18 protein-coding genes are annotated in these 16023 nt (G+C 60.6%); 5 read left to right on the top strand and 13 right to left on the bottom strand.

Features of this window, described 5'->3' with window-relative positions:
- Window positions 1-32 precede the first annotated feature (32 nt).
- Window positions 33-572, top strand: coding sequence for a GspH/FimT family pseudopilin (locus tag M1D68_RS03910; protein WP_434611514.1), 540 nt, complete (start codon window positions 33-35; stop codon window positions 570-572).
- On the opposite strand, the gene ispH is transcribed toward M1D68_RS03910, so the two are convergent.
- From ispH to murJ, 6 genes are all read right to left on the bottom strand, one after another.
- Window positions 526-1473, bottom strand: coding sequence for a 4-hydroxy-3-methylbut-2-enyl diphosphate reductase (gene ispH / locus M1D68_RS03905; RefSeq protein ID WP_420767641.1), 948 nt, complete (start codon window positions 1471-1473; stop codon window positions 526-528). The two genes, M1D68_RS03910 and ispH, sit on opposite strands and share 47 nt — an antisense overlap.
- Window positions 1474-1608: 135 nt before the next feature.
- A complete protein-coding gene (gene fkpB / locus M1D68_RS03900) occupies window positions 1609-2046 on the bottom strand; it encodes an FKBP-type peptidyl-prolyl cis-trans isomerase (RefSeq protein ID WP_457969346.1) in 438 nt (145 codons plus the stop codon).
- A complete protein-coding gene (gene lspA, locus M1D68_RS03895; protein WP_420767643.1) occupies window positions 2039-2551 on the bottom strand; it encodes a signal peptidase II in 513 nt (170 codons plus the stop codon). The genes fkpB and lspA overlap by 8 nt, the downstream gene beginning before the upstream one ends.
- Entirely contained in the window at window positions 2544-5375 is a 2832-nt protein-coding gene (gene ileS / locus M1D68_RS03890; protein ID WP_434562236.1) for an isoleucine--tRNA ligase, read from the bottom strand. The genes lspA and ileS overlap by 8 nt, the downstream gene beginning before the upstream one ends.
- A gap of 13 nt (window positions 5376-5388) precedes the next feature.
- Entirely contained in the window at window positions 5389-6327 is a 939-nt protein-coding gene (ribF, locus tag M1D68_RS03885; RefSeq protein WP_457969344.1) for a bifunctional riboflavin kinase/FAD synthetase, read from the bottom strand.
- Between the two features lie 129 nt (window positions 6328-6456).
- A complete protein-coding gene (gene murJ, locus M1D68_RS03880; RefSeq protein ID WP_420767646.1) occupies window positions 6457-7995 on the bottom strand; it encodes a murein biosynthesis integral membrane protein MurJ in 1539 nt (512 codons plus the stop codon).
- 254 nt (window positions 7996-8249) lie between these two features.
- Here murJ and rpsT point away from each other — a divergent pair, with 254 nt between their 5' ends.
- Complete coding sequence (gene rpsT, locus M1D68_RS03875; protein WP_020798646.1) at window positions 8250-8528, top strand: 30S ribosomal protein S20; 279 nt, start codon at window positions 8250-8252, stop codon at window positions 8526-8528.
- A 187-nt stretch (window positions 8529-8715) separates the two neighbouring features.
- Here rpsT and M1D68_RS03870 read toward each other — a convergent pair whose 3' ends face one another.
- The 5 genes from M1D68_RS03870 to rplU form a co-directional block, all read right to left on the bottom strand.
- A complete protein-coding gene (locus tag M1D68_RS03870; RefSeq protein WP_420767647.1) occupies window positions 8716-9180 on the bottom strand; it encodes a CreA family protein in 465 nt (154 codons plus the stop codon).
- Between the two features lie 9 nt (window positions 9181-9189).
- Window positions 9190-10308 (bottom strand): glutamate 5-kinase, encoded by a 1119-nt coding sequence (gene proB / locus M1D68_RS03865; RefSeq protein ID WP_420767648.1) that lies wholly within the window; start codon window positions 10306-10308, stop codon window positions 9190-9192.
- Between the two features lie 235 nt (window positions 10309-10543).
- Window positions 10544-11767: an Obg family GTPase CgtA gene (gene cgtA / locus M1D68_RS03860; protein WP_039593902.1), complete on the bottom strand. Its 1224-nt coding sequence runs from the start codon at window positions 11765-11767 to the stop codon at window positions 10544-10546.
- A gap of 191 nt (window positions 11768-11958) precedes the next feature.
- Window positions 11959-12216 carry a 50S ribosomal protein L27 gene (rpmA, locus tag M1D68_RS03855; RefSeq protein WP_053153633.1) on the bottom strand — a complete coding sequence of 86 codons (258 nt, stop codon included), beginning with the start codon at window positions 12214-12216 and terminating at the stop codon, window positions 11959-11961.
- 35 nt (window positions 12217-12251) lie between these two features.
- On the bottom strand, window positions 12252-12566 hold the full coding sequence (gene rplU / locus M1D68_RS03850; protein ID WP_003176051.1) for a 50S ribosomal protein L21: 315 nt from the start codon (window positions 12564-12566) through the stop codon (window positions 12252-12254).
- Between the two features lie 252 nt (window positions 12567-12818).
- On the opposite strand from rplU, the gene M1D68_RS03845 reads away from it, so the two are divergent.
- From M1D68_RS03845 to M1D68_RS03835, 3 genes are all read left to right on the top strand, one after another.
- Entirely contained in the window at window positions 12819-13787 is a 969-nt protein-coding gene (locus M1D68_RS03845; protein ID WP_434562230.1) for a polyprenyl synthetase family protein, read from the top strand.
- Window positions 13788-13906: 119 nt separating this feature from the next.
- Window positions 13907-14248: a zinc ribbon domain-containing protein YjdM gene (locus M1D68_RS03840; RefSeq protein WP_420767650.1), complete on the top strand. Its 342-nt coding sequence runs from the start codon at window positions 13907-13909 to the stop codon at window positions 14246-14248.
- 202 nt (window positions 14249-14450) lie between these two features.
- On the top strand, window positions 14451-14708 hold the full coding sequence (locus M1D68_RS03835) for a PA4570 family protein (protein WP_003205743.1): 258 nt from the start codon (window positions 14451-14453) through the stop codon (window positions 14706-14708).
- 89 nt (window positions 14709-14797) lie between these two features.
- On the opposite strand, the gene M1D68_RS03830 is transcribed toward M1D68_RS03835, so the two are convergent.
- Window positions 14798-15415 carry an FKBP-type peptidyl-prolyl cis-trans isomerase gene (locus M1D68_RS03830; RefSeq protein WP_003205746.1) on the bottom strand — a complete coding sequence of 206 codons (618 nt, stop codon included), beginning with the start codon at window positions 15413-15415 and terminating at the stop codon, window positions 14798-14800.
- A 119-nt stretch (window positions 15416-15534) separates the two neighbouring features.
- Entirely contained in the window at window positions 15535-16023 is a 489-nt protein-coding gene (locus M1D68_RS03825; RefSeq protein ID WP_420767651.1) for a TIGR00645 family protein, read from the bottom strand.

Raw genomic sequence — 16023 nt, 5'->3', positions numbered from 1 at the left:
CGCCGCTTCATACTCTCCAGGGAGGAGACGTCATGTACCAACAAGGCTTCAGCCTGCTCGAACTGCTCATGGGACTGGCAATTGCCGCGATTGTTCTGCCGTGGGCCGGCACAAGCTGCAAAGAGCTGATCGAATCCATGCAGCGCGAGGACACGGCGCATTTGCTGCTCAGCGGGTTGCGCAGCGCCCGCAGCGAAGCCATCACGCGCAACCGCCGGGTGCTGATACAAGGAATAGACAACGATTGGGGCAAAGGCTGGCGGATCACGCTGGACAACAAGGAGAAAACCTTGCTGATGGAGCGCAGCGCACACGCTCGGGTGATCGGCAACTCGACGGTCAAACGCAGGGTGAGATTCGGCAGCCAGGGGGAAGCGCTGCACCTCAATGGCTCTTTCCAGGCCGGCACGCTGCATGTCTGCGCCAAGCGCGAACCGGTCAGCCATCACCAGGTGATATTGGCGCCCTCCGGCCGCGTCCGTCTGGAAAGTATCGAAGCCGAACAGGCCCTGTGCGCAAAAGGACTTAAAGCAGGGAGCGGACGCGCAGTTCCTTCGGCATCGAAAACGTAATGTTTTCCTCGCGACCGGCCAGCTCGTCAGCCCCGGTGGCGCCCCAGGCCTGCAACTGCTCGATTACGCCACGTACCAGGACTTCCGGCGCGGAAGCACCGGCGGTGATGCCGATCCGCTCGACGCCGTCGAACCAGCTGCGCTGCATGTCTTCGGCACCATCGATCAGGTAGGCCGGGGTGGACATGCGCTCGGCCAGTTCGCGCAAGCGATTGGAGTTGGAGCTGTTCGGGCTGCCGACCACCAGGACCACATCGCATTCGTTGGCCAGTTGCTTGACCGCGTCCTGACGGTTTTGGGTCGCGTAGCAGATGTCATCCTTGCGTGGTCCGCCGATAGCCGGAAAGCGCGAACGCAAAGCATCGATCACCCGACTGGTGTCGTCCATGGACAGAGTGGTCTGGGTGACAAAAGCGAGCTTTTCAGGATTGCGCACCTGCAAGGCCGCCACGTCTTCCTCGTCCTCGACCAGATAGATGGCGCCGCCGTTGCTGGCGTCATACTGGCCCATGGTGCCTTCAACTTCCGGATGGCCCTCATGCCCGATCAGGATGCATTCACGGCCGTCACGACTGTAGCGGGCCACCTCGATGTGAACCTTGGTGACCAATGGGCATGTGGCGTCGAACACCTTCAGGCCGCGACCGGCGGCTTCGGTACGCACCGCCTGGGAAACGCCGTGGGCACTGAAGATCACGATGACGTCGTCCGGCACCTGGTCCAGTTCCTCGACGAAAATGGCCCCGCGACTGCGCAGGTCCTCGACGACGAACTTGTTGTGCACCACTTCATGGCGCACGTAGATCGGAGGCCCGAAGACTTCCAGGGCGCGGTTGACGATTTCGATCGCCCGGTCCACGCCAGCGCAGAAGCCACGGGGGTTGGCGAGTTTGATTTGCATGCTGTGCCTCGTGTCTGTGGGAGCGAGCCTGCTCGCGATACGGTGGATCAGTCAACTCGATGGCGACTGTGACTCAGCTTTCGCGAGCAGGCTCGCTCCCACAGGTATTGTGGGGGCGATAATTGCCGTTAAACCTTAAACCGCCTTGACCTCAAGAATTTCCACTTCGAAACTCAAGGTCTTGCCCGCCAATGGATGGTTGAAGTCCACCGTCACCTGGGCATCGTCGAAAGCCTTCACCACACCCGGCAGCTCGGCGTTGGCCGCATCGTTAAAAATCACCAGCAAGCCCTCGGACAGTTCCATGTCCTGGAATTGCGAGCGTGGCATGGTCTGCACGTTTTGCGGGTTGGGCTGACCAAAGGCATTTTCCGGTGGAACGACCACGGTGCGCTTGTCGCCGGCCTTGAAACCGAAGAGCGCCGCCTCGAAGCCCGGCAGCAGGTTGCCGTCGCCGACCTTGAACACCGCCGGCGCCTTGTCGAAAGTGCTGTCGACCGTGTCGCCGTTTTCCAGGTGCAGGGCGAAGTGAAGCTTCACTTCGGTGTTTTGAGCGATACGCTGCTCAATCATGGACGGCTTCTCCGGTTTTCTTGCTCTTGAACATATCCAGGGCGAGCATCACGGCGCCCACGCTGATGGCGCTGTCGGCAAAGTTGAACGCGGGGAAGTACCAGCGATTCTGCCAATGCACCAGGATGAAATCGACGACGTGGCCCAAGGCAATCCGATCGTAGAGATTGCCCAGCGCCCCACCCAGGACCAAGGCCAGCGCCACCGCCAGCCAGGTTTCGTCACGCCCCAGGCGCTTGAGCCAGACCACCAGCACGGCGCTGACCACCACGGCGATCAGCGCGAACAGCCAGCGCTGCCAGCCCGAGCTGTCGGCCAGGAAGCTGAACGCTGCACCGGTGTTGTAGGCCAGTGTCCAGCTGAAGTAGTCAGGAATGACCACGATCTGCTGGTACAGGGTCAACGAACCCTCGAAGTAGTACTTGCTGGCCTGGTCGATCACCAGCACCAGCACGCTCAACCAGAGCCAGCCCAGCCGCCCGAAACGGCCCGCCACATTAGGCATAGTGGCGAACCTCGCCTGTGCCGCTGATGTTGTCGACGCAGCGACCGCAGATTTCCGGATGCTCCGGGTTCACGCCGACGTCTTCACGGCAGTGCCAGCAACGGGCGCATTTGACGAAGCTCGACTTGACCACCTTGAGCTTCAGGCCACTCACTTCGGTGACCACAGCATCGGCCGGCGCCTGCGCCAACGGCGCGACACTGGCGGTGGAGGTGATCAGCACGAAGCGCAGCTCGTTGCCCAGTTTCGCCAGGTCGGCGCCCAGGGCGTCTTCGGTGTAGAGCGTCACTTCGGCCTGCAGGTTGCCGCCGACGGCCTTGGCCGCCCGCTGAATTTCCATTTCCTTGTTGACCGCTGCCTTGACCGCCATCACTCGATCCCAGTACGCACGGTCCAGCTCGAAGCCTTGCGGCAGTTCGGTCAGGCCTTCGTACCAGGTGTTGAGCATCACCGATTCATTGCGCTCGCCCGGCAGGTATTCCCACAGCTCATCGGCGGTGAACGCCAGGATCGGCGCGATCCAGCGCACCAGCGCTTCGCTGATGTGGAACAGCGCGGTCTGGCAGGAACGGCGCGCCTTGCTGTTGGCGCCGGTGGTGTACTGGCGATCCTTGATGATGTCGAGGTAGAAACCACCGAGCTCCTGCACGCAGAAGTTGTGGATCTTGGAGTAGACGTTCCAGAAACGGTATTCGCCGTAGTGTTCCTGCAATTCGCGTTGCAGCAGCAAGGTACGGTCCACGGCCCAGCGATCCAGGGCGAGCATGTCTTCGGCCGGTAACAGGTCGGTGGCCGGGTTGAAGCCGGTCAGGTTCGAGAGCAGGAAACGCGCGGTGTTACGGATTCGCCGGTAGGCGTCGGCGCTGCGTTGCAGGATCTGCTCGGAAACCGCCATCTCGCCGGAGTAATCGGTGGACGCAACCCACAAGCGCATGATGTCAGCGCCGAGGGTGTCGTTGACTTTCTGCGGCGCGATCACGTTGCCCAGGGACTTGGACATCTTGCGGCCGGACTCGTCGACGGTGAAGCCGTGGGTCAGCAGCTCGCGGTACGGCGCGTGGTTGTCGATGGCGCAACCGGTCAGCAAGGACGAGTGGAACCAGCCGCGATGCTGGTCCGAACCTTCCAGGTACAGGTCGGCGCGCGGGCCGGTCTCGTGGCCCATCGGGTGTGAACCGCGCAGCACGTGCCAGTGGGTGGTGCCGGAGTCGAACCAGACGTCCAGGGTGTCGCTGATCTTGTCGTACAGCGGCGCTTCGTCGCCCAGCAGCTCGGCGGCGTCCAGCTTGAACCAGGCTTCGATGCCTTCGGCTTCGACGCGCTGGGCAACTTGTTCCATCAGCTCGACAGTACGCGGGTGCAGCTCGCCGCTTTCCTTGTTCAGGAAGAACGGAATCGGCACGCCCCAGTTGCGCTGGCGAGAGATGCACCAGTCCGGACGGTTGGCGATCATCGAGTGCAGGCGCGCCTGGCCCCAGGCCGGCACGAACTGGGTCTCTTCGATAGCCTTGAGCGAACGCTGGCGCAGGGTGTCGCCGCTGGTGGGCTGCTTGTCCATGCCGATGAACCACTGCGCCGTGGCACGGTAGATCAGCGGGGTCTTGTGGCGCCAGCAGTGCATGTAGCTGTGTTCGATGACGGTGGTGTGCAGCAGCGCGCCGACTTCGGTCAGCTTGTCGACGATGGCCGGGTTCGCTTTCCAGATGAACTGGCCGCCGAAGAATTCCAGCGACGGCACGTACACGCCATTGCTCTGCACCGGGTTGAGGATGTCATCGTTGACCATGCCGTATTTCTTGCAGGTCACGAAGTCGTCAACGCCATAGGCCGGCGCGGAGTGAACCACGCCGGTGCCCGCGCCCAGTTCCACGTAGTCGGCCAGGTACACCGGCGACAGACGGTCGTAGAATGGATGGCGGAAATTGATCAGTTCCAACGCCGAACCTGGCGCGGTGGCAACCACCGAACCTTCGAGGCCGTAACGGGCCAGGCAGGATTCGACCAGCTCTTCGGCCAACACCAGCAGCTTGTCACCGACATCGACCAGGGCGTAGTTGAATTCCGGGTGGACGTTCAGCGCCTGGTTGGCCGGGATGGTCCACGGGGTGGTGGTCCAGATCACGATAGCCGCCGGCTTGGCCAGCTTGCCCAGGCCGAACGCGGCGGCGAGCTTGTCTTCATCAGCGATCGGGAATGCGACGTCGATGGTCGAGGACTTCTTGTTTTCGTACTCGACTTCCGCCTCGGCCAGGGCCGAACCGCAATCGAAGCACCAGTTCACGGGCTTGAGGCCCTTGAACACGAAGCCACCCTCGACGATTTTCGCCAAGGCACGGATTTCGCCGGCTTCGTTCGCAAAGCTCATGGTCTTGTACGGGTTGGCGAAGTCGCCCAACACGCCGAGGCGGATGAATTCGGATTTCTGCCCTTCGATCTGCTCGGTGGCATAGGCACGGCACAACTCGCGGGTCTTGTCCGCGCCCAGGTTCTTGCCGTGGGTCACCTCGACCTTGTGCTCGATCGGCAGGCCGTGGCAGTCCCAGCCCGGGACATACGGCGCGTCAAAACCCGACAGGGTCTTGGAGCGGATGATCATGTCCTTGAGAATCTTGTTCAGCGCGTGACCGATGTGGATGGTGCCGTTGGCGTACGGAGGGCCGTCGTGCAGGACGAACTTCGGACGATCCTTGCCAATTTCGCGCAACTTTCCGTACAGGCCAATGCTGTCCCAACGCTGCAGAATCTGTGGTTCGCGCTGAGGCAGGCCGGCCTTCATTGGGAAGGCGGTGTCCGGAAGGTTTAGCGTGGCTTTATAGTCGGTCATTTAAGGCTCTTCATTAGCGATTGGCGCTGGTTGCGACAAGGGCACGGGCGGCGGCGATATCTGCATGGATCGCCGTCTTGAGCGCCTCCAGAGAGGCAAAACGCTGCTCTTCACGCAGCTTCTGGTGGAAAACCACCGTCAAACGCCGGTCATACAGATCGCCGGCAAAATCCAGAATGTGTACTTCGAGATGGGCCTTGCCATCTCCCTGGACCGTCGGCCGTACACCGATATTGGCGACGCCGGGCCAGGTCTTGCCATCGATGTCGACACTCACCAGGAACACCCCGGTGAGCGGCACACGACGGCGCTTGAGCTGCACGTTGGCCGTTGGCGTGCCTAATTGGCGCGCCAGTTTCTGCCCATGCAGGATCCGCCCGGCAATCCGGTACGGCCGGCCGAGCAAGCGCTCGGCCAATTCGAAGTCGGCGGCCGCCAAGGCGTTGCGGACCTGGGTGCTGCTGACGCGCAAACTGTCCATCTCGACGGTCTGCGCCGCTTCAACCGTGAAGCCCTGGGCGATACCTGCCTGTTGCAGGTAATCAAAATCTCCGGACCGATCACAGCCAAAACGGAAGTCATCGCCGACTTCCAAGTGTTTCACATCGAGACCATCCACCAGGATGGTATCGACGAATTCGGCGGCACTGAGTTTGCTCAGGCGCTGGTTGAAGGCCAGGCACAGGACCCGGTCGACGCCTTCGGCGGCCAGCAGCTGCAGCTTGTCCCGCAGCCGCGCCAAGCGGGCCGGAGCGGTGTCCGGGGCGAAAAACTCCCGGGGCTGCGGCTCGAAGATCACCACGCAGCTGGGCAGGCCCAATTCCAGCGCACGCTCGCGCAGCCGCGCCAGGATAGCCTGGTGACCACGGTGGACACCGTCGAAGTTGCCAATGGTGGCGACACAGCCCCGATGGCGGGGACGCAGGTTGTGAAGGCCTCGAACCAGCTGCATAACGCGCTTCTTGCTCATAAAGTGGCCGATTATAACCACACCCGGCGGTCGGTGACAGGCAACACCGTAACCCAAAGTGATCGAACCGACAAAACCGCCGTCGGGCCCGTGATCATACAGAGCAGGTGCTCAGTTCAAGGCTTTGCGATTGAAGTCGCGCAAACGGAACCCCATCAGCAGCAACATGCCGAAATACGCCACCACGCCCGCCACGACCAACACGCCCAGGCGCAGGAAACGCTCGAGCATCTGCCCTTCGCCCCAAGCCGGCATGAAGTGCATCCCGGCCAACAATACCGCCGACATCACCGCCACGGCGACCAGCAGCTTGAGGCCGAACTTGCCCCAGCCCGGCAGCGGTTGATACATCTTCTGCTTGCGCAGTTGATAGAACAGCAGCCCCGCGTTGAGGCAGGCCCCTGCACTGATTGCCAAGGCCAGGCCGGCATGGGCCAGGGGACCGATGAGCAGCAGGTTGAACAGTTGGGTCATCACCAGCGTGAAGACCGCGATCTTCACCGGCGTGCGGATGTTCTGCTGGGCATAGAAACCTGGCGCAAGGACCTTGATCACGATGATCCCGAGCAGCCCCACCGAATAGGCAATCAGTGCCCGCTGCGTCATCAGGGCATCAAATGCATTGAATTGACCGTACTGGAACAAGGAAACGGTCAGCGGCTCGGCGAGGATCCCCAACGCCAGCGCGCAAGGCAGGACCAGCACGAAGCACAGGCGCAGGCCCCAATCGAGGATCCGCGAGTACTCATGGCGATCCTGGCTGGCGTAGGTCTTGGCCAGCGTCGGCAGCAGAATCGTGCCCAGCGCCACGCCCAGCACGCCGGACGGCAACTCCATCAAGCGGTCGGCGTAGTACATCCACGACACCGAGCCAGCCACCAGAAACGAGGCAAAAATGGTGTTGATGATCAGCGAGATCTGACTCACCGAGACACCGAGAATCGCCGGCAGCATCTGCTTCATGACGCGCCACACGCCGCTGTCGCGCAGGTTCAGCCGCGGCAGCACCAGCATGCCGATCCTCTTCAGGTGCGGCAGTTGATAGAGCAACTGCGCCAGGCCACCCACCAATACCGCCCATCCCAGAGCCATTACCGGTGGATCGAAATACGGCGTCAGGAACAACGCAAACACGATCATGCTGACATTGAGCAGCGTCGGCACGAAGGCCGGCACCGAAAAGCGGTTCCAGGTATTGAGGATCGCCCCGGCCAGCGACGACAGGGAAATCAGCAATATATAAGGAAAGGTCACCCGCAACAGATCCGAGGTGAGCTGGAACTTTTCCGGCGTGTCGGTGAACCCTGGCGCGGTGGCCCAGATCACCCAAGGCGCGGCGAGCATGCCGGCGGCCGTGACAAGTGCCAACACCAGCGTCAGCAACCCCGTTACATAGGCGATGAAGGTGCGGGTCGCCTCGTCGCCCTTCTGGCTTTTATATTCCGCCAGGATCGGCACGAAGGCCTGGGAAAAAGCCCCTTCGGCAAAGATTCGCCGCAGCAGGTTGGGCAATTTGAACGCAATGAAGAAGGCGTCGGTGGCCATTCCGGCACCGAATATCCGGGCGATCAGCGTATCGCGAACGAATCCCAGGACACGGGAAAGCATCGTGATAGAGCTGACGGCAGCCAACGATTTAAGCAGATTCATGAAAAGAGTTTTTGCCTGTCGATAAACAGCAGGCGAACAATGCGCCCACTTGTGCGATACTCCGCGCCGCTAAACAGCACAGCGCCAAAGCCCGCGAGTTTACAGGTCGCACGCCGGAAAGAAATCATTCGGTGCGCCGCACCTGCCATTCAGCGGAACGTGTCACCCGCCCTTGACAAGACCTCAACTCATCGGCATGATTCGCGGCCTATTTTGTTTGCTATTTCCTAAAAAGTCTTTCGAGGAGCTCGACGGTGGCCAACTCACCTTCCGCCAAAAAACGTGCAAAACAGGCTGAGAAGCGTCGCAGCCACAACGCCAGCCTGCGTTCCATGGTCCGTACCTACATCAAGAATGTAGTCAAGGCCATCGACGCAAAAGACGCTGAAAAAGCACAAGCTGCTTACGTTCTGGCTGTGCCAGTTATCGACCGCATGGCCGATAAAGGCATCATCCACAAGAACAAGGCTGCTCGCCATAAGAGCCGCCTGAATGGCCACGTAAAGGCCTTGAACGTTGCCGCTGCTGCCTAAGCGACGCGCTCGTTAAAAAACCGACCTCAGGGTCGGTTTTTTATTGCCTGCGATTTATCAACCACACAGCAAAAAAACTGTGGGAGCGAGCTTGCTCGCGAATGCTGTCTGCCAGCAGCATTGATGCCACCTGACACACCATATTCGCGAGGCAAGCTCGCTCCCACACAGGGGCATTGAGCGTAGGTTATTGAGCCCGAGCCCACGGCAGGATCGGAATCGCCGTCACCGCATTTTGCGGGCTGCCCTCGATCACGCGATCGCTATAGACCAGATACACCAGCGTATTGCGCTTCTTGTCGAGGAACCGCACCACCTGCATGGTCTTGAACACCAACGAAGTGCGCTCGCGGAACACCTCTTCGCCGTCCTTGAGGTCGCCCTTGAAGCTGATGGGCCCGACCTGCCGACAGGCGATGGACGCCTCGGCGCGATCTTCGGCCAGGCCTAGACCGCCTTTTACACCACCGGTCTTGGCCCGCGACAGGTAACAGGTCACGCCGTCCACCTTGGGATCGTCAAACGCCTCGACCACGATCCGATCGTTCGGCCCGACAAACTTGAACACCGTCGAGACCTGGCCGATTTCCTCGGCCGAAGCCAGCAGCGGCAGTGCCAGTAGCAAACCGATCAATCCTTTTGCCATACCCATGTTTTTTCCTTAGACGAGGATCAGGTTGTCACGGTGGACCAATTCGGGCTCCGCCATGTAACCCAACAAGCCGACGATCGCATCAGACGACTGGCCGATGATTTTCTGCGCTTCCAACGCGCTGTAGTTGGCCAGGCCGCGGGCGATTTCGCGACCGTCCGGCGCGACGCATACCACCATCTCGCCGCGACGAAAACTGCCCTGGACCAGCTTCACGCCCACTGGCAGCAAACTCTTGTTGCCCTGGGACAAGGCCGACACCGCCCCCGCATCCAGCACCAAGGTGCCACGGGTTTGCAGATGCCCGGCCAGCCATTGCTTGCGTGCCGCCAGCATGCCGCGCTCGGGCGACAACAATGTTCCGATACGCTCGCCAGCCTTCAGGCGATCCAATACACGTTCCAGCCGACCACCCACGATAATCGTATGCGCCCCGGAGCGGGCCGCCAGGCGCGCCGCGCGCAGCTTGGTCTGCATGCCGCCACGCCCCAAAGCCCCGCCGGTGCCACCCGCCACGGCATCCAGCGCCGGATCATCGGCGCGGGCCTCGTAGATCAGCTTGGCGTCGGGATTGTTGCGTGGATCGGCATCGAACATGCCGTCGCGATCCGTGAGGATCACCAGCAGATCCGCCTCCACCAGGTTCGCCACCAGCGCGGCCAGGGTGTCGTTGTCGCCAAAACGGATTTCGTCGGTGACCACCGTGTCGTTCTCGTTGATAACCGGGATAACCTTCAGCTCGACCAACGCCCGCAACGTACTGCGGGCATTGAGGTAGCGCTTGCGGTCGGACAGGTCGTCATGGGTCAGCAGGATCTGCGCCGTGTGGCGGCCATGCTCGGCGAAGCTCGACTCCCAAGCCTGGACCAGGCCCATCTGGCCGATGGCGGCGGCAGCTTGCAGCTCATGCATCGCGCTGGGTCGCGACGTCCAGCCCAGGCGACTCATGCCGGCAGCCACGGCCCCGGAAGAGACCAACACCAACTCGACACCCGCCTCATGCAAGGCCACCATCTGTTCGACCCACACCGCCATAGCCGTGCGATCCAGGCCCTTGCCATCCGCCGTCAGCAGTGCGCTGCCGATCTTGACGACCCAGCGCTGCGCACCCGTCACCTTGCTCCGCATTTTCTTCAACCTTTGCCAGCGAACGGCGCGACCCAGCGCCGCCCATGGGATTATTCGTATTTGCGTTTTACAGATACCAAAACGCCGCTCGTTTGAGCGGCGCCTTGGAAACCGGCTGGCTGCGATGATAACACCGCCCTGGACCAGTTAATGCCAGCCACACGAGAATCCTTGTGGGAGCGAGCCTGCTCGCTCCCACAGGTTTTGCCTTCAAGCGGCCGGCATCAGCACAAGATCAATCGCGGACGTAGATGATCTCCGGGCCGTCCTCGTCATCCACATCTTCTTCGTCCCAATCGTCGTCACCGATGTCATGGACCGACTTGACGCCACTGCGGCGCAAGGCACGCTGGTCGTCCAGCGCCTGCAACTGGGCGCGCGCCTCGTCTTCGATGCGCTGGTCGAGCTCGGCCAGCTCTTCCTTGTAGGCCGGGTCGTTGGCCAGGCGATCGGCGCGATCTTCCAGGTAACGCATGATGTCGTGGCACAGACGCTCGGTGTTTTCCTTGGCGATGGCCGAGATCACGTAGACCGGACCTTCCCACTCCAGGCGATCGACGATCTCCTTGACCCGCTCCTCGTGCTCTTCCTCGAGGATCTGGTCGCACTTGTTCAGCACCAGCCAACGGTCGCGCTCGGCCAGGGCCGGGCTGAACTTGGTCAGCTCGTTGACGATGACCTCGGCAGCATCGGCAGCACTGGTTTCATCCAGAGGCGCCATGTCGACGAGGTGCAGCAACAGGCGGGTACGGGACAAGTGCTTGAGGAAGCGAATGCCCAGGCCGGCACCCTCGGAAGCGCCTTCGATCAGCCCCGGAATGTCGGCGATCACGAAGCTTTTCCAACGGTCGACACTGACCACGCCCAGGTTTGGCACCAGGGTGGTGAACGGGTAGTCGGCCACTTTAGGCTTGGCCGCCGACACCGAGCGAATGAAGGTACTTTTACCGGCATTCGGCAGACCTAACAGACCCACATCGGCCAACACTTTCATTTCCAGCTTCAGGTCACGCTGTTCGCCGGGCTTGCCTGGCGTGGTCTGGCGCGGCGCGCGGTTGGTACTGGATTTGAAACGGGTGTTGCCCAGACCGTGCCAGCCACCATGGGCCACCAGCAAACGCTGGCCGGCCTTGGTCAGGTCGCCGATGACTTCCTGAGTGGCGGAATCGATCACCGTGGTACCGACCGGCACGCGCAGGATCAGGTCTTCGCCCTTCTTGCCGGTGCAGTCGGTGCTGCCACCGTTGGAGCCACGCTCGGCATCGAAGTGCCGGGTGTAACGGTAGTCCACCAGGGTATTGAGGTTTTCATCGGCGAGCATGTAGATCGAGCCGCCGTCGCCCCCGTCACCACCGTTGGGGCCACCGTTTTCAATGAATTTTTCCCGACGGAAACTCATGCAGCCATTGCCGCCGTCGCCAGCCTTTACTCGAATCGATACTTCATCAACAAACTTCATGACACACGCCTCTCGCCGTACGGACGAGCCGAAAAAAACAAGACATAAGACTCTTGCAAAAATGAGCGCAGCGACCTCAAAACACGCCCCAACCGCAGCGCCGACAGCCCATACAAACAGTTTTGCAAGAGACTCACCCCACAAACGAAAAAGCCCCGTCGCAAGACAGGGCTTTTCCAGCGGTCTCGCAATTAAGCTGCGATAACGCTTACGTAACGACGACCGAAGGCGCCTTTTACTTCGAACTTGATCACGCCTTCGATTTTAGCGAAGAGGGTGTGATCCTTACCCATGCCAACGCCGTAGCCAGCGTGGAATTGGGTGCCGCGCTGACGCACGATGATGTTGCCCGCTTTGATAGCCTGGCCGCCATACATCTTCACGCCAAGGCGTTTGGCTTCTGAGTCGCGACCGTTACGGGTACTACCACCAGCTTTTTTGTGTGCCATGAGTTCAATTCTCCTAGTGAGGAATTAGGCTGAAATTAAGCCTGAATACCGGTGATTTTGATCTCGGTGTACCACTGGCGGTGGCCCATACGCTTCATGTGGTGCTTACGACGACGGAACTTGATGATGCGGACTTTATCGTGACGACCTTGGGAGATCACTTCAGCCACAACGGTAGCGCCAGCAACGACTGGAGCGCCGATATTCACGTCATCGCCATTGGCGACCAACAGAACGCGATCAAAAGTCACGGATTCGCCGGTAGCGATTTCCAGTTTTTCGATCTTCAGGTATTCACCTGGGGCGACCTTGTATTGCTTGCCACCAGTAACGATTACTGCATACGACATGGTATTTCTCCGATAATCCTGCTCACCCAGCGCTTTATAAGAAGAGGTATTGGCTGGCATGGCTGCATGGGCTGGAAGGCCCGGATGCAATTGCGTAAGGCAGGTGCTGCCCAGGAAGTTCAGGGTGCGCGATTGTACGCAAGCTGACCGAGCCTTGCAAGTGGCCGCCCCGCACTGTAGAAGCATGCGCCTTGACACCTGCGGACGTGGGTCCTAGCATGCCGCGCAACCCTTCTGGAGCGCCTGTCGCTGATGCAACCCCAAGCTTTCTACCGCGCAGTGGCGGACGATTTTAGTGCCGTCGACGGTATCATCAAGAAGCAGCTGACGTCCCGCGTGCCGCTGGTATCGAAAATCGGCGACTACATCACGTCGGCCGGCGGCAAGCGCCTGCGTCCTTTATTGGTGCTACTGTGCGGCAAGGCACTGGGTCGCGAAGGCGACGACATGCGCCTGCTCGCCGCCACCATCGAATTCCTGCACACCGCGACCCTGCTGCATGACGACGTCGTCGACATGTCCGGCATGCGCCGTGGCCGTTCGACCGCCAACGCCATGTGGGGCAACGCCCCGAGCGTGCTGGTGGGTGATTTCCTGTACTCGCGCTCGTTCGAAATGATGGTCGAGCTGGGCTCGATGCCGGTAATGAAGATCCTGTCCCAGGCCACGCGCATCATCGCCGAAGGCGAAGTGCTGCAGTTGTCCAAGGTGCGCGATGCCAGCACCACCGAAGAAACCTACATGGAGGTCATTCGCGGCAAGACCGCGATGCTCTTCGAAGCCTCGACCCACAGCGCCGCCGCCCTGGCCGGTGCCACCAGCGAGCAGAGCGAAGCCCTGCGCACCTTTGGCGACCACCTGGGCGTGGCCTTCCAGCTGGTGGACGACCTGCTGGACTACAAGGGCGACGCCGAGACCCTGGGCAAGAACGTCGGTGACGACCTGGCCGAAGGCAAGCCGACCCTGCCGCTGATCTACACCATGCGTGAAGGCACGCCTGAACAGGCAGCTTTGGTACGCCAGGCGATCCAGAAAGGCGGGATCGAGGACCTGGAGAGCATCCGGATCGCGGTCGAAGCTTCCGGATCGCTGGAATACACCGCGAAATTGGCCCAGGACTACGTCGCCCGCGCAATCAAGTGTCTCGACGCCCTACCGGCCAGCGAGTACCGCGATGCGCTGGTGGAACTGAGCGAGTTTGCGGTCGCCCGCACCCATTGATGACAGAAGCCCTGTGGGAGCGAGCTTGCGCCACAGGGGTATTTCACTGCGCTGCCCCCTTTGACTTAAAACCCTATACAATGTGCGCCCTTTTGCCCTCCTGATACCAAGGAACCTTAGTGAGCACGTTGCCTCCCTGCCCGAAATGCAATTCCGAATACACCTACGAAGACGGTACCCAACTGGTCTGCCCGGAGTGCGCCCATGAATGGTCCGCCGGCGGCGAAGCGCAAGCGCCGTCCGACGACATCGTGAAGAAGGATTCGGTTGGCAACGTCCTGCAGGACGGCGATACCATTACCGTGATCAAGGACCTCAAGGTCAAGGGGACTTCCTTGGTGGTCAAGGTTGGCACCAAGGTCAAGAACATCCGCCTATGCGATGGCGATCACGATATCGACTGCAAGATCGACGGCATCGGCCCGATGAAGCTTAAATCCGAGTTCGTCAGAAAAGTCTGAATCTGTTGTATCCCATCCCATGCCCCGCGTGGGATGGTGCTTGCCTTCCCCCTCCCCACCCCTATTTTGTGCGACCCCACGGGATTCCAACCCGCTTGGGCTTTCACAACCCATCGTCAGAAAAAAACCGTTGCGCCAATAGAGACTTGCTATTTAGCGAATAAGAATTATTCTCATCGAACCCATCAAGGAGATGAGAACCATGACTTATTTGATCGATGCCTGGCTGGACCGTCCACATCCCTACCTGAGGATCCTGCACCGGGAAACCGGGGAAGTCTGTGCGGTGCTTGAAGAAGAAGCCTTGAATGAGCTGCAGGACCAGGGGGATCTGGACCTCAACAGCCTCAACTCCAGCGAACCGCTGGTGCTAAAGGAGTTGGTGCGAAACCTGTTCCTGTTCTGCTACGCCCGGGCGTTGCGCCCAACGGGTGATTTTAGCGGCAGATTCCATGGATGAGCATAAATAACCTATGGGAGAACCTGTGGGAGCGATGGTGCGGCTCGCTCCCACAGTTTTTTGTCCGGCTGTAAAAACCGGACAGGGTCTTACAATACGTCCAACAGCTCGACGTCGAACACCAGCACGCTGTGCGGCGGGATGCTGCCAACGCCCTGGGCGCCGTAGGCCAGCTCGCTAGGCACGTACAAACGCCATTTACTGCCGGCGTTCATCAGTTGCAGCGCCTCGGTCCAGCCAGGAATCACGCCGCCTACCGGGAATTCGGCTGGCTGGCCACGATCGTAGGAACTGTCGAACACAGTGCCGTCGATCAGGGTGCCGTGGTAATGGGTGCGCACCTGGTCTTCACGGGTCGGCTTGGCGCCTTCACCCTGGGTCAGCACTTCGAATTGCAGGCCGGAGGCCAGGGTGGTGATGCCTTCGCGCTTGGCGTTTTCAGCCAGGAACGCACGACCTTCGCCCGCAGCGGCCTCGGCCTTGGCGGCGGCTTCCGCTTGCATGATTTCACGGATGACCTTGAAGCTGGCGGACATCTCGTCCTGGCCCACGCGGCTTGGCTTGCCGGCGAACGCGTCGGTCAGGCCGGCCAGGATCGCGTCCAGGCTCACGCCCGGTGGCGGATTGTCGCGCAGTTGGTCGCCCAACTGACGGCCAATGCCGTAGCTGACGCGTGTTTCGTCGGTGGACAGGTTAACTTCGGACATGATGCTGCTCCGCTATGCGGACGGCCCGGGAAGTTGCCGTGCGTACACAGCGCCTCCCGGAGCGCCCGGAACCAAAAGGGCGAGCAGACTAGCACAGATGCCGCAGCGCGTGAGGAACCTCAGTGCTTGGTCAGCTTGTCCAGATACCCCATGGCGAAGGCCGACACCACGAACGTCATGTGGATGATCACGTACCACATCAGGTGGTCGGGATCGACATTCTTGGCATCCATGAAGATACGCAACAAATGGATGGAAGAGATGGCTACGATCGACGCGGCCACCTTCATCTTCAAGGATGAAGAGTCCATGGTGCCCAGCCAGTTGAGCTTTTCCTTGTCGGAATCGATGTCCAGTTGCGAGACGAAATTCTCATAGCCGGAGATCATCACCATGACCAGCAAACCGCCCACCAGCGCCATGTCGATCAGCGACAGCAGTACCAGGATCAGCTCGGACTCGGCCATGGAAAACACGTTGGGGATGACGTGAAAGACTTCCTGGAAGAATTTCAGCGCCAGGGCCAACAAGCCCAGAGACAGCCCGAAGTAGATCGGCGCCAGCAGCCAACGGGAGGCGTACATTGCATTTTCGATAAAGCGTTCCAT

It is taken from the genome of Pseudomonas sp. R4-84, from assembly GCF_054130985.1.
Note: the sequence above shows the minus strand (reverse complement) of the source record. Positions and strands in the feature narration are given on the sequence as shown.

Coding starts and splice junctions, on each gene's coding strand:
- rpmA (WP_053153633.1), bottom strand. CDS start 12,216: ATGGCACACAAAAAAGCTGGTGGTAGTACCCGTAACGGTCGCGACTCA.
- ribF (WP_457969344.1), bottom strand. CDS start 6,327: ATGCAGCTGGTTCGAGGCCTTCACAACCTGCGTCCCCGCCATCGGGGC.
- M1D68_RS03835 (WP_003205743.1), top strand. CDS start 14,451: ATGACTTATTTGATCGATGCCTGGCTGGACCGTCCACATCCCTACCTG.
- proB (WP_420767648.1), bottom strand. CDS start 10,308: ATGCGGAGCAAGGTGACGGGTGCGCAGCGCTGGGTCGTCAAGATCGGC.
- M1D68_RS03910 (WP_434611514.1), top strand. CDS start 33: ATGTACCAACAAGGCTTCAGCCTGCTCGAACTGCTCATGGGACTGGCA.
- rplU (WP_003176051.1), bottom strand. CDS start 12,566: ATGTCGTATGCAGTAATCGTTACTGGTGGCAAGCAATACAAGGTCGCC.
- M1D68_RS03825 (WP_420767651.1), bottom strand. CDS start 16,023: ATGGAACGCTTTATCGAAAATGCAATGTACGCCTCCCGTTGGCTGCTG.
- M1D68_RS03830 (WP_003205746.1), bottom strand. CDS start 15,415: ATGTCCGAAGTTAACCTGTCCACCGACGAAACACGCGTCAGCTACGGC.
- M1D68_RS03845 (WP_434562230.1), top strand. CDS start 12,819: ATGCAACCCCAAGCTTTCTACCGCGCAGTGGCGGACGATTTTAGTGCC.
- ileS (WP_434562236.1), bottom strand. CDS start 5,375: ATGACCGACTATAAAGCCACGCTAAACCTTCCGGACACCGCCTTCCCA.
- ispH (WP_420767641.1), bottom strand. CDS start 1,473: ATGCAAATCAAACTCGCCAACCCCCGTGGCTTCTGCGCTGGCGTGGAC.
- fkpB (WP_457969346.1), bottom strand. CDS start 2,046: ATGATTGAGCAGCGTATCGCTCAAAACACCGAAGTGAAGCTTCACTTC.
- M1D68_RS03870 (WP_420767647.1), bottom strand. CDS start 9,180: ATGGGTATGGCAAAAGGATTGATCGGTTTGCTACTGGCACTGCCGCTG.
- cgtA (WP_039593902.1), bottom strand. CDS start 11,767: ATGAAGTTTGTTGATGAAGTATCGATTCGAGTAAAGGCTGGCGACGGC.
- lspA (WP_420767643.1), bottom strand. CDS start 2,551: ATGCCTAATGTGGCGGGCCGTTTCGGGCGGCTGGGCTGGCTCTGGTTG.
- murJ (WP_420767646.1), bottom strand. CDS start 7,995: ATGAATCTGCTTAAATCGTTGGCTGCCGTCAGCTCTATCACGATGCTT.